Raw genomic sequence first — 12,371 nt, forward strand, 5'->3', positions numbered from 1 at the left:
CATGTCTTTTGATCTCTCCGCGCGCCTCGCTGCCCGCCGTGCCGAACACCTTTACCGTCAACGCCCGCTGCTCCAGAGCCCCCAAGGCCCGGCGGTGGTGGTTGACGGTCAACCCCTCCTGGCATTCTGCAATAACGATTACCTGGGCCTGGCCAATCACCCGCAAGTGATCGAGGCCTGGCGCGCCGGGGCGTCCCATTGGGGCGTGGGCGGCGGTGCCTCGCACTTGGTGGTGGGCCATTCCACGCCGCACCATGAACTGGAGGAGGCGCTGGCCGATCTCACTGGCCGCCCGCGTGCGCTGCTGTTTACCACCGGCTACATGGCCAACCTCGGTGCGGTCACGGCGTTGGTGGGGCAGGGCGATACGGTGCTGGAAGACCGTCTCAACCATGCCTCGCTGCTGGATGCCGGCTTGCTGTCCGGTGCGCGCTTCAATCGCTACCTGCACAACGACTCGATCAGCCTGGCCAAGCGCCTGGAGAAAGCCACCGGTAATACGCTGGTGGTCACCGATGGTGTGTTCAGCATGGACGGCGACCTGGCCGACCTGCCGGCACTGGCCCGTGCAGCCAGGGCCAAAGGCGCCTGGTTGATGGTGGATGATGCCCATGGCTTTGGTCCGCTCGGCGCCAATGGCGGCGGGATCGTCGAGCATTTCGGCTTGAGCCAGGACGACGTGCCGGTATTGGTCGGCACCCTGGGCAAAGCGTTCGGCACGGCGGGCGCGTTTGTCGCGGGCAGTGAGGACCTGATCGAAAGCCTGATCCAGTTTGCCCGGCCGTATATCTACACCACCAGCCAACCGCCGGCGCTGGCCTGCGCCACCCTGAAAAGCCTGGAGCTGCTACGCACCGAACATTGGCGGCGCGAGCACCTCGACCGCCTGATTCGTCAGTTTCGCCAGGGCGCCGAGCAGCTTGGCCTGGACTTGATGGACAGCTTTACACCGATCCAGCCGATCCTGATCGGCGACAGTGCCAAGGCCGTGCGACTGTCGCAGATGCTGCGTGAGCGGGGCCTGATGGTCACGGCGATCCGCCCGCCCACCGTACCCGCCGGCAGCGCGCGTTTGCGCGTGACCTTGACCGCAGCCCACAGCGAGGCGCAGGTACAGCTATTGTTAAACGCATTGGAAGAGTGTTTCCGCTTGTCTGGTGCCACGGAGCCCGACCATGCGTGATCGACTGATCCTGCTGCCCGGCTGGGGTCTCGGCGTATCGCCGCTGGAGCCTTTGGCCGCCGCCTTGCGTGGCCTGGACGCACACCTGCAGGTGCAGGTCGAGCCATTGCCGGCGCTTGCTTCCAGCGACCTCGATGAATGGCTCGACGAACTCGACGCTACCCTGCCCGACAACGCCTGGCTGGGCGGCTGGTCCCTGGGCGGCATGCTCGCTGCCGAACTGGCGGCGCGGCGCGGCGAGCGTTGCTGCGGCTTGCTGACCCTGGCGAGCAACCCGTGCTTCGTCGCACACGACGGCTGGCCCCATGGGATGCCCGCCGCGACCTTCGATGCGTTCCTGGCCGGCTGCCATGCCGACTCCCAAGTCACCCTCAAGCGCTTCGGCCTGTTGTGCGCCAAGGGCGCCGAGGACCCGCGGGGGCTGTCGCGCCTGCTGGTCAGTGGCGCGCCGCATTCAGCGTCCAGCGTGTTGATGCCCGGTCTGGAACTGCTGGCCCAACTGGATACCCGCGAAGCCTTGCTGGCTTATCGCGGCCCACAGTTGCACCTGTTCGCCGGCATGGACGGATTGGTGCCCGCCGAAGCCGCCAGCGACCTGCTGAGGCTGCTGCCGGATGTGGAAATCGGCCTGATTGAACAGGCTGGTCACGCTTTTCTTCTGGAAGACCCCCACGGTGTGGCGGGGGCCATCCAGGCTTTTTTGCATGAGTGCGTCGATGACTGATTTATCCCATCCCTCCCTGCCGGGCGCCTTGCCGGACAAACGTCAGGTGGCGGCGTCGTTTTCCCGTGCGGCGGCCAGTTACGACAGCGTCGCCGAGTTGCAGCGCGCCGTAGGGCATGGGCTGCTGGCCCGGCTGCCATCAGCGTGTGCGCCACGGCACTGGCTGGATATGGGCTGCGGCACGGGTTATTTCAGCCGTGTGCTGGGCGAGTTGTTGCCCGCCAGCCAAGGTGTGGCGCTGGATATTGCCGAGGGCATGCTTAACCATGCGCGGCCTTTGGGTGGCGCACATCATTTTGTCGCGGGTGATGCAGAACGCTTGCCGCTGAAAGCCGAGAGCTTCGAGCTGCTCTTCTCCAGCCTGGCGGTGCAGTGGTGTGCGAACTTCGAGGCGGTGCTCAGCGAGGCCTATCGCGTGCTGCAGCCGGGTGGCGTGCTGGCGTTCGCCAGTTTGTGCGTCGGGACGCTGGATGAGTTGCGCGAAAGCTGGCGGGCGGCGGATGGCCTGGTGCACGTCAATCGCTTCCGCACTTTCGAGGCGTACCAGCAGTTGTGCGCGGCCAGCGGTTTGCGCGTGGTCAGCCTGGAGCGACGTGCCCATGTGCTGCATTATCCGGATGTGCGCAGCCTGACCCATGAGCTCAAGGCGCTCGGTGCGCACAATCTCAATCCGGGCCGCCCGGGAGGGTTGACGGGCCGTGCGCGGATTGTTGCACTGGTAGACGCCTACGAGCAGTTCCGTCAGGCCGAGGGACTGCCGGCCACTTATCAAGTGGTGTACGCCGTCCTGGAGAAGCCCCTATGAGCGCCGCCTATTTCATCACCGGCACCGATACGGATGTCGGCAAGACCACTATCGCCGCCGGCCTGTTGCACGCCGCTCGGCTAGCCGGCAAAAGTACTGCGGCGGGAAAACCCGTGGCTTCCGGCTGCCAGATCACGGCCAAGGGCTTGCGCAACGCCGATGCCCTGGCGCTGCTGGCCGAATGTTCATTGCCGTTGAGTTATGCCGAGGTCAACCCGGTGGCGTTCGAACCCGCCATCGCGCCCCATCTGGCCGCGCGGGAGGCCGGCGTCGCGCTGACGGTGCAGTCGTTGTTGAAACCCATGCAGCAGATTCTGGCGCGTCAGGCGGATTTCACCCTCATCGAAGGCGCAGGCGGTTGGCGTGTGCCGTTGGCTGACCAGGACAACCTGTCGGACCTGGCCATGGCGCTGCAACTGCCGGTGATCCTGGTGGTGGGCGTGCGCCTGGGATGCATCAGCCATGCCTTGCTCACCGCCGAAGCCATCGCCCGGGACGGTTTGCCCTTGGCCGGTTGGGTGGCGAATATCATCGACCCCAAGACCTCTCGTCTGGAAGAAAACCTCGCCACCCTGGCCGAGCGTTTGCCCGCGCCATGCCTTGGACGAGTGCCCAAGCTCAAGCACGCCGGCGCCGAGGCGGTAGCTGAGTACCTGCAACTGGACCTGCTTGACTGATTCTGGCTATCGGCAAGGCATTATGCCATTAGTGTTTTTAACGGGCTTTTTGCCAGTATGTCTGATTCAATTCAACTCCACGATTCTCTAAAGGCAGGTTGAAGCCATGGACATCTCTGGCAGCAGCGCGTTTTACTCGGGGCTGAGCACCATTCAGGCCGGGCAGAGCCGTGTCGACCAGGCCGCCGGCAGGATTGCCAGCGCCGCGACCACCCAGCCGTCGGACGCACAGCGCGACCGGTTGCAAGCCAATGACCTTGCCCAGCCGACGAACTCGGCGAGCAATATGGTTGAAATGGCCCAAGGCAAGTTTCAAGTGGAGTTGGGCGCCAAGGTCGCCAAGGCTTCAGACGAAATGCTCGGTACCCTGATCGACACCTTCGCTTAACCCCTCTTTCGTACGACCGGCTTCTTCCTGGGGCTGGTCGCCTTTGCGCAATCCTCCATTTTCTTCTGAACACCTTGTGGCATCCCGCCGCAGGCCTCGCCATGCCTGCCATTGACCCGCGTCATGACAAACGGTGTCTGGACGACGCTTGACATCCCCAGGTCGTAAACGTATGTTTCAAACACCTGTTTGACCGCCATAACAAATCCACGCGGTTGTTCATTCCAGATACATCAGCAGAGGTTTATCGCTATGCCTGACTACAAGGCCCCCTTGCGTGATATTCGCTTCGTTCGTGACGAACTGCTCGGCTATGAAGCGCACTATCAAAGCCTGCCGGCTTGCCAGGACGCTACCCCGGACATGGTTGACGCCATTCTCGAAGAAGGCGCCAAGTTTTGTGAGCAAGTGCTGGCACCATTGAACCGCGTGGGTGACATCGAAGGGTGCACCTGGAGTGAGTCTGGCGTTAAAACCCCTGCTGGGTTCAAAGAAGCCTACAAACAATTCGTCGAAGGCGGCTGGCCAAGCCTGGCCCACGACGTGGAGCACGGCGGCCAAGGCCTGCCGGAATCCCTGGGCCTGGCCGTGAGCGAAATGGTCGGCGAAGCCAACTGGTCGTGGGGCATGTACCCGGGCCTGTCCCATGGTGCGATGAACACCATTTCCGAGCATGGCACCCCCGAGCAGCAAGAGGCTTACCTGACCAAGCTGGTGTCGGGCGAGTGGACCGGCACCATGTGCCTGACCGAGCCACACTGCGGTACCGACCTGGGCATGCTGCGCACCAAGGCCGAGCCTCAGGCCGATGGTTCCTACAAAGTCTCCGGTACCAAGATCTTCATCTCGGCCGGTGAACACGACATGGCCGACAACATCGTCCACATCGTGCTGGCCCGCCTGCCGGACGCACCGGCGGGTACCAAAGGCATCTCGCTGTTCATCGTGCCCAAGTTCCTGCCCAACGCCGACGGCTCGATCGGTGCGCGCAACGCCGTGAGCTGTGGTTCCCTGGAACACAAGATGGGTATCCACGGTAACGCCACCTGTGTGATGAACTTCGACGCGGCCACCGGTTTCCTGATCGGCCCGGCGAACAAAGGCCTGAACTGCATGTTCACCTTTATGAACACCGCTCGCCTGGGCACCGCGCTGCAAGGCCTGGCCCACGCCGAGATCGGCTTCCAGGGCGGCCTGAAATATGCCCGCGATCGCTTGCAGATGCGTTCCCTGACTGGCCCGAAAGCGCCGGAAAAGGCCGCTGACCCGATCATCGTGCACCCTGACGTGCGCCGCATGCTGCTGACCATGAAAGCCTTCGCCGAAGGTAACCGTGCGATGGTGTACTTCACCGCCAAGCAAGTGGATATCGTCAAGTACGGCACCGACGACGAGGCCAAGAAACAGGCCGACGGCCTGCTGGCATTCATGACTCCGATTGCCAAGGCGTTCATGACCGAAGTCGGTTTTGAATCCGCCAACCACGGCGTGCAGATCTATGGCGGCCACGGCTTTATCGCCGAGTGGGGCATGGAGCAGAACGTTCGCGACAGCCGTATCTCCATGCTGTACGAAGGCACCACTGGCATCCAGGCACTGGACCTGCTCGGCCGTAAAGTGCTGATGACCCAGGGCGAAGCGCTCAAGGGCTTCACCAAGATCGTGCACAAGTTCTGCCAGGCCAACGAAGGCAACGACGCGGTCAAGGAATTCGTGGCACCGCTGGCTGCGCTGAACAAAGAGTGGGGCGAGTTGACCATGAAGGTCGGCATGGCCGCAATGAAAGACCGCGAAGAGGTGGGGGCCGCTTCGGTGGATTACCTGATGTACTCCGGTTACGCGTGCCTGGCTTACTTCTGGGCCGACATGGCGCGCCTGGCTGCCGAAAAACTCGCCGCCGGTACCAGCGAAGAAGCGTTCTACACCGCCAAGCTGCAAACCGCGCGCTTCTACTTCCAGCGCATCCTGCCGCGGACCCGTACCCACGTGGCCACCATGCTGTCGGGCGCCAGTAACCTGATGGACATGAAAGAAGAAGACTTCGGCCTGGCTTACTAAGCCTTACCGGGTTCATTTGAAACCGTCGCTTCCCTTGGGAGCGGCGGTTTTTTCATTGGGGGATAAAAAACACAGTGCAGCGCTCAGGGATTTTCTCCGGCTGCCGTTACAGTGATGGCAATGTGATACATGACGGGCAGGGTGTGCTTAACTGTTCGCATCAAGGCACAGTGCCACTACTTTTTGCGGGTCGGAGTTTTACCCTTGTCACGCGTGTCTGCTTTACGTTTCAGTCACTTTCTTCCTTCGTTGCTGCTGTTGCTGGCCGGGCTCTCGGCTGCGTACGTCAAGGACCTCAGCGTCTTCTTCACCTCGCTGTTCAATGTGTTGCCGACCCTGGTGCTGTTGCTGGGCGGTTCGTACTGCGCGGTTTATCGCCGTCAGCGTGAATTGTTCCTGATGATCACGGTGTACATCGCCTACTTCCTGCTCGATACCCAGACCGATTTCTATCGCGACAATGGCCGCGTGCGCGAAGACGCGGCCGTGGTGTTTCACCTGTGTTGCCTGTTATTGCCGTTGCTGTTCAGCATCTACGCGCTGTGGCAGGAGAAGACCCACCTGTTTCGCGACTTCGTTGCCCGTTGTGCGGTGCTGCTGGCAATCGGCAGCGTGGCCCTGGCCCTGGAGCAAAGTTATCCCCAGGCACTGCTGAACTGGCTGGCGGAGATCCGCTGGCCCGCTCTGCATGGGACCTGGATGAGCCTGATCCAGTTGTCTTACCCGATGTTCCTGGTCGGCTTCCTCGCCCTGGCGGCGCAATACTGGTACCAGCCGCGCCCGCTGCATGCAGCGCAACTGGTGGGCTTGCTGGGGATGTTCTGGATGTTGCCGCAGACCTTCATCCTGCCGTTCACGCTGAATATCATGTGCAGCCAGGTCATGCTGATGATCGCCGCCGGCGTGGCCCACGAGGCTTATCAAATGGCGTTCCGCGACGAACTGACCGGCCTGCCGGGGCGCCGTGCCCTGAACGAACGCATGCAGCGGCTGGGGCGCAACTATGTGCTGGCGATGACCGACGTCGATCACTTCAAGCGCTTCAATGACACCCATGGTCACGATGTGGGCGACCAGGTGCTGCGCCTGGTCGCGAGCAAGCTGTCCAAGGTCAATGGGGGTGGGCGTGCCTACCGCTACGGCGGTGAAGAGTTCGCCGTGGTGTTCGCCGGCAAGACCCTGGATGAGTGCATGCCGCACCTGGAGGAAATCCGCGAGATCGTCGCCAACTATGACATCAAGCTGCGTAATTCGGACCGGCCCCAGGATGATCAACAAGGCCGTCAACGCCGGGCGGGCAGCGGCGCGTCGAGTGTGTCTGTGACGGTCAGCATCGGCGTGGCCGAACGCCAGATCGACCAGCGCACGGCGGAAGAAGTGCTCAAGTCCGCCGACCAGGCGCTGTACGCCGCCAAGGGCGCGGGGCGTAACTGTGTGGTTGCGGCCGGGCAGACCCGCCGTGGCGCGGTGCGCATGCAGAGCGCTGCCGGTTGAGTGATGGCGCTGTATTCAGCGGTTCTACAATGATTGTCCGAGGCGCTGGCCGGCAGTAGGTTGAAAGGATCTGCTGCCGGAGACATCGCCATGCCTGAGTACAAAGCTCCCCTGCGCGACATGCGCTTTCTGATCGACAACGTGTTTGATTTCCACGGCCACTACGCTGCCCTGGGCGCCACGGACGCCAGTCCGGACATGGTCAGTGCAATCCTGGAAGAAGGTGCCAAATTCTGCGAGAACGTGCTTTCGCCACTCAACCGCAGTGGTGATGAGGAGGGCTGCCATTTCGACAACGGCGTGGTGACGACGCCCAAGGGCTTCAAGGAAGCCTTCGCCCAATACGTCGAGGGCGGCTGGCACGGTGTGGCGGCAGACCCGGCCTACGGCGGCCAGGGCCTGCCGCAATCGTTGGGCCTGGTGCTCAGCGAGATGATCGGCTCCAGCAACACCTCGTGGGGCATGTATCCGGGCCTGACCCACGGCGCGATGTCAGCGATCCACGCCCACGGCACCGAAGAGCAGAAGGCCACGTTCCTGAGCAAACTCACCGCAGGCGAATGGACCGGCACCATGTGCCTGACCGAAGCCCATTGCGGCACCGACCTGGGCCTGATCAAGACCCGTGCCGTGCCCCAGGCGGATGGCAGCTACGCGATCACCGGGAGCAAGATCTTCATCTCGGCCGGTGAGCACGACATGAGCGCCAATATCATCCATCTGGTGCTGGCCAAGCTGCCGGATGCGCCGGCGGGCACCAAGGGTATCTCGTTGTTTATCGTGCCCAAGTTCCATGTGGATTCGGCTGAGCGCAATGCGGTGCACTGCGGCTCTATCGAGCACAAGATGGGCATCAAGGCCTCGGCCACGTGCGTGCTCAACTTCGACGGCGCCAAGGGCTTTTTGATTGGCGAGGCGAACAAGGGCCTCAACTGCATGTTCACCATGATGAACCACGCCCGCCTGGGCACCGGCATGCAGGGCCTGTGCAATGGCGAGGCGAGCTTCCAGGGCGCGATCAAGTACGCCAACGACCGCCTGCAAATGCGCGCGCTGACCGGCGCCAAGGCCCCGGAGAAAGCCGCCGACCCGATCATCGTGCATCCCGATGTGCGCCGTATGCTGCTGACCATGAAAGCCTTCAACGAAGGCAACCGCGCACTGACCTATTTCACCGCGCAGTTGCTCGACACCGCGCACCTTTGCAGCGACGCCGGCCAGCGCCAGGAGGCCGAAGACCTGTTGGCGTTCCTCACCCCCATCTGCAAAGCCTTTATGACCGACACCGGGCTGGAGGTGACCAACCACGGCATGCAGATATTCGGCGGCCATGGCTACATTCGTGAGTGGGGCATGGAACAACTGGCGCGCGATGCGCGGATTGCGCCGATCTACGAAGGCACCAACGGCATCCAGGCCCTCGACCTGCTGGGGCGCAAGGTGTTGGGCAGCCAGGGCAAGCTGCTGCGCGGCTTTACCAAAATCGTGCATAAGTTTTGCGCGGCGAATGCCGAACATGCGCAGCTCAAGGGCTATGTGGTGCAGCTTAATCAACTGAATCAGGAATGGGGCGAGCTGACTACCCAGGTCGGTATGGCCGCGATGAAAAACCCGGATGAGGTGGGCGCAGCGGCGGTGGATTACTTGATGTACAGCGGTTACATCATCCTCGCCTACCTGTGGCTTCGGATGGCCATTGCAGCGCTGGCGCACGATGACACTGACTTCGCCAAGGCCAAGCTGGCGACCTGCGACTTTTACTTCAAGCGCCTGTTGCCACGTACCGCAACCCACCGCGCCGCCGTGGAAGCGGGCAGCGAATGCCTGATGAGTCTGCCTGCGGAGTCGTTTGCGCTGTGATGACTTAAAAATACCAGTCAGTCACAAGTGGACCCTATGTGTCTGAAAAGTTGTTCGGGTACACTCGGAGCCTGTAAAACCGATCCTATCGAATCACTTTTCACGTTCTCACGAGGTTTGCCATGGCTGATTACAAAGCGCCGCTGCGTGATATGCGCTTCGTCCTCAACGAAGTCTTTGAGGTCGCCACCACTTGGGCCCAATTGCCGGCATTGGCAGACAGCGTTGACGCCGAAACCGTAGAGGCCATCCTCGAAGAAGCCGGCAAGGTCACCGCCAAATCCATCGCCCCGCTCAGCCGTGGCGGCGATGAACAGGGCTGCCGCTGGGATAACACGGCGGTGTTTACTCCGGATGGTTATCCACAGGCCTACAAGACCTACGCTGAAGGTGGCTGGGTCGGCGTAGGCGGCGACCCCGTGTTTGGCGGCATGGGCATGCCCAAGGCGGTATCGGCCCAGGTCGAGGAGATGATCAACTCGTCAAGCCTGGCGTTCGGCCTGTACCCGATGCTGACCTCCGGCGCCTGCGTGTCGATCAACACCCATGCCAGCGAGGAACTCAAGGCCATCTACCTGCCGAAGATGTATTCCGGCGAGTGGGCAGGCTCCATGTGCCTGACGGAAGCACACGCGGGTACCGACCTGGGGATTATCCGCACCAAGGCCGAGCCGCAGGCAGACGGTTCCTACAGGATCAGCGGAACCAAGATCTTTATCACTGGCGGTGAACACGACCTCACCGAGAACATCATTCACCTGGTGCTGGCCAAACTGCCGGACGCACCGGCCGGTCCCAAGGGGATTTCGCTGTTCCTGGTGCCGAAGTTCATGGTCAACGCCGACGGCAGCCTGGGCGCGCGCAACCCGGTGAGCTGCGGCTCCATCGAACACAAGATGGGTATCCAGGCATCCGCCACCTGCGTGATGAACTTCGACGAAGCCGTTGGCTACCTGGTGGGCGAACCCAACCGTGGGTTGGCGGCGATGTTCACCATGATGAACTATGAGCGCCTTGGCGTGGGTATCCAGGGCCTGGCGTCCGGCGAGCGCTCCTACCAGAACGCGATTGAATATGCGCGGGACCGCCTGCAAAGCCGTGCGCCGACCGGTGCCCAGGCCAAAGACAAAGTGGCCGACCCGATCATCGTCCACCCCGACGTGCGCCGTATGCTGTTGACCATGAAAGCCTCCAACGAAGGCGGACGCGCGTTTTCCACCTATGTGGCGACGCAGCTGGACATCGCCAAGTTCAGTGAAGATGCCGCTGCCCGCGAGCGGGCCGATAACCTGGTGGCCTTGTTGACGCCGGTCGCCAAGGCGTTCCTCAGCGACCTGGGCCTGGAAACCACCGTGCTCGGCCAGCAAGTGTTTGGTGGCCACGGTTACATTCGTGAGTGGGGCCAGGAGCAACTGGTGCGTGATGTACGTATCACCCAGATCTACGAAGGCACCAACGGCATCCAGGCACTGGATTTGATGGGACGCAAGATCGTCGGCAGCGGCGGTGCGTTCTACACCTTGTTCGCCGACGAGATTCGCCAGTTCATCGCCTCGGCGGGGCCCGAATTGGCGGAGTTCACCCAGCCACTGGGCGCAGCGGTGGATAACCTGGACGAATTGACCGCCTGGGTGCTGGATCGTGCCAGGACCAATCCGAACGAGATCGGCGCAGCCTCGGTGGAGTATTTGCATGCATTTGGTTACATGGCCTACGCCTATATGTGGGCGCGCATGGCCAAGGCCGCGTTGGGCAAAGAGACTGAGGAAGACTTCTACGCCAGCAAGCTGGGCACCGCGCGCTTCTACTTTGCGCGTCTGTTGCCACGTATTCACTCGCTGAGTGCGTCGGTAAAAGCCGGTAGCGAATCACTGTTTTTGCTGGATGAGGCACTGTTCTAACGGCTTGGAGGGCGTGTAAGCATTCTCTTACATGACGTACTGCTAATCGTCCTCTATCGCCAAATTGGATCCACGGATAATCTACTTCACATGGACGTCGCGCAGGAAGCGCAAAGCAACAACACGGACACGTAGGATTCTGCCAGGATGGCGGAGTGAAATGGATGTCAGGGAAACAGTCTGCAAAGCCCCGCTTCGGCGGGGTTTTCTTTTGCCCGCGAAAAAGTCAGGCGCCGAATTTCAGGGCAGGGCCTGCGGCGCATTCATCACGTCTTCCAGCAAGGTGCGCAGCAGCGCCATGGTTGCCTGCTGGCGCTGTACATCGCGACACACCAAACCTACCTTTAACGGCACCCTGGGTTCACTCAAGGGTTTCCAGAGCAGCGACTGGCTGTTGTGTTCGTCCTGGGAGCGTCCCGGCAGCACCGTGGCCAATTTGGTGTTAGGCAAGCTGTCGAGAATCCCCACCATGGTATTCAACTCCGCCTGTACCTGCGGCCGGCGTCCGAGGTTGGATAACTGACCCTGCCAGATCTGTCGAACCTGGAACTCTTCCCCCAGCAACAACATCGGCAGTTCGGCGGCCTGTTTCAGCGAGACTTTCTTGAATTCGCGCAGGGGATGGTCCTCGGGGATGACTATCTTCAATTCATCTTCGTACAACAACACACCGTGCAGCCCCGGCTGGCGTGGTGGCAGATAGCTGATGCCGATGTCCAGCGAGCCGTTAAGCAACCGCCGTTCAATCTCGATCCCGGTCAATTCGTAGATCTGCACCACCAGGTGCGGCTGGGCCTTGCGCACGCGCTCTAGCATTTGCGGGACCAGGCTGGTGTGCACGGTTTGCAGCACGCCGATGGCCAGGGTGCGCATGGCCTGGCCCTTGAAGTTACGCAAGGCTTCGACGGCTTGCTGCATGCCATCGATCAGCGGCAAGGCATGGTTGTACAGCGTATGGGCGGCCAGGGTGGGCAGCAGGCGTTTGCTGCTGCGTTCGAACAGGCTCACATCGAGGTTGCGCTCCAACTGGCGGATCTGTTGTGAGAGCGCTGGCTGGGAGATCGACAGGCGTTCAGCGGCACGGCCCACATGGCCTTCTTCATACACCGCGACGAAATAACGCAGTTGCTTAAAATCCATAAGGTTTGCTTATCGAAAAAGCTGGAAAAACGAAATGGCCGGTGGCCCCCGAGGCGCCTAGTCTAGCGCCTATTCGCAGGGCTTACAGGGCCGGATCGGGCAATGAACAGCGTTTATGTTGATGGCGTTTACATAGGCAAG

Annotated in this window: 10 protein-coding genes; 9 read left to right on the forward strand and 1 reads right to left on the reverse strand. The window is 61.7% G+C overall.

Features of this window, described 5'->3' with window-relative positions; all coding sequences use genetic code 11:
• The first annotated feature begins 1 nt into the window (after position 1).
• The 9 genes from bioF to PspCFBP13509_RS17275 all read left to right on the forward strand — a co-directional run bounded on the left by bioF (position 2) and on the right by PspCFBP13509_RS17275 (position 11,090).
• A complete protein-coding gene (bioF, locus tag PspCFBP13509_RS17235) occupies positions 2–1,183 on the forward strand; it encodes an 8-amino-7-oxononanoate synthase (protein ID WP_137212397.1) in 1,182 nt (393 codons plus the stop codon).
• Positions 1,176–1,907, forward strand: a complete 732-nt coding sequence (locus tag PspCFBP13509_RS17240; protein ID WP_065925415.1) for an alpha/beta fold hydrolase — start codon at positions 1,176–1,178, stop codon at positions 1,905–1,907. Before bioF ends, PspCFBP13509_RS17240 begins: the two co-directional genes overlap by 8 nt.
• On the forward strand, positions 1,900–2,712 hold the full coding sequence (bioC, locus tag PspCFBP13509_RS17245; RefSeq protein ID WP_065925414.1) for a malonyl-ACP O-methyltransferase BioC: 813 nt from the start codon (positions 1,900–1,902) through the stop codon (positions 2,710–2,712). Before PspCFBP13509_RS17240 ends, bioC begins: the two co-directional genes overlap by 8 nt.
• Positions 2,709–3,389, forward strand: coding sequence for a dethiobiotin synthase (gene bioD, locus PspCFBP13509_RS17250; RefSeq protein WP_137212398.1), 681 nt, complete (start codon positions 2,709–2,711; stop codon positions 3,387–3,389). The genes bioC and bioD overlap by 4 nt, the downstream gene beginning before the upstream one ends.
• Positions 3,390–3,495: 106 nt before the next feature.
• Positions 3,496–3,777 carry a pyrroloquinoline quinone biosynthesis protein PqqE gene (locus tag PspCFBP13509_RS17255; protein ID WP_137212399.1) on the forward strand — a complete coding sequence of 94 codons (282 nt, stop codon included), beginning with the start codon at positions 3,496–3,498 and terminating at the stop codon, positions 3,775–3,777.
• A 252-nt stretch (positions 3,778–4,029) separates the two neighbouring features.
• Positions 4,030–5,835 (forward strand): phenylacyl-CoA dehydrogenase, encoded by a 1,806-nt coding sequence (locus tag PspCFBP13509_RS17260; protein ID WP_027605944.1) that lies wholly within the window; start codon positions 4,030–4,032, stop codon positions 5,833–5,835.
• A 204-nt stretch (positions 5,836–6,039) separates the two neighbouring features.
• The gene (locus PspCFBP13509_RS17265; RefSeq protein ID WP_065925411.1) at positions 6,040–7,329 is read left to right on the forward strand and encodes a GGDEF domain-containing protein; all 1,290 of its coding nucleotides are present in this window, start codon (positions 6,040–6,042) and stop codon (positions 7,327–7,329) included.
• A gap of 90 nt (positions 7,330–7,419) precedes the next feature.
• Entirely contained in the window at positions 7,420–9,189 is a 1,770-nt protein-coding gene (locus tag PspCFBP13509_RS17270; protein WP_065947467.1) for an acyl-CoA dehydrogenase C-terminal domain-containing protein, read from the forward strand.
• A 122-nt stretch (positions 9,190–9,311) separates the two neighbouring features.
• Entirely contained in the window at positions 9,312–11,090 is a 1,779-nt protein-coding gene (locus tag PspCFBP13509_RS17275; protein WP_065925409.1) for an acyl-CoA dehydrogenase C-terminal domain-containing protein, read from the forward strand.
• 240 nt (positions 11,091–11,330) lie between these two features.
• Here PspCFBP13509_RS17275 and PspCFBP13509_RS17280 read toward each other — a convergent pair whose 3' ends face one another.
• Positions 11,331–12,230, reverse strand: a complete 900-nt coding sequence (locus PspCFBP13509_RS17280; RefSeq protein ID WP_137212400.1) for a LysR family transcriptional regulator — start codon at positions 12,228–12,230, stop codon at positions 11,331–11,333.
• Between the last annotated feature and the right edge of the window lie 141 nt (positions 12,231–12,371).

The organism is Pseudomonas sp. CFBP13509, from assembly GCF_005233485.1.
GTDB classification, from domain to species: domain Bacteria; phylum Pseudomonadota; class Gammaproteobacteria; order Pseudomonadales; family Pseudomonadaceae; genus Aquipseudomonas; species Aquipseudomonas marginalis.

What these genes read in the sequence shown, in the direction of transcription:
- PspCFBP13509_RS17270 (WP_065947467.1), top strand. Translation starts at nt 7,420, where the DNA reads ATGCCTGAGTACAAAGCTCCCCTGCGCGACATGCGCTTTCTGATCGAC.
- PspCFBP13509_RS17280 (WP_137212400.1), bottom strand. Translation starts at nt 12,230, where the DNA reads ATGGATTTTAAGCAACTGCGTTATTTCGTCGCGGTGTATGAAGAAGGC.
- bioC (WP_065925414.1), top strand. Translation starts at nt 1,900, where the DNA reads ATGACTGATTTATCCCATCCCTCCCTGCCGGGCGCCTTGCCGGACAAA.
- PspCFBP13509_RS17275 (WP_065925409.1), top strand. Translation starts at nt 9,312, where the DNA reads ATGGCTGATTACAAAGCGCCGCTGCGTGATATGCGCTTCGTCCTCAAC.
- PspCFBP13509_RS17260 (WP_027605944.1), top strand. Translation starts at nt 4,030, where the DNA reads ATGCCTGACTACAAGGCCCCCTTGCGTGATATTCGCTTCGTTCGTGAC.
- bioF (WP_137212397.1), top strand. Translation starts at nt 2, where the DNA reads ATGTCTTTTGATCTCTCCGCGCGCCTCGCTGCCCGCCGTGCCGAACAC.
- bioD (WP_137212398.1), top strand. Translation starts at nt 2,709, where the DNA reads ATGAGCGCCGCCTATTTCATCACCGGCACCGATACGGATGTCGGCAAG.
- PspCFBP13509_RS17240 (WP_065925415.1), top strand. Translation starts at nt 1,176, where the DNA reads ATGCGTGATCGACTGATCCTGCTGCCCGGCTGGGGTCTCGGCGTATCG.
- PspCFBP13509_RS17255 (WP_137212399.1), top strand. Translation starts at nt 3,496, where the DNA reads ATGGACATCTCTGGCAGCAGCGCGTTTTACTCGGGGCTGAGCACCATT.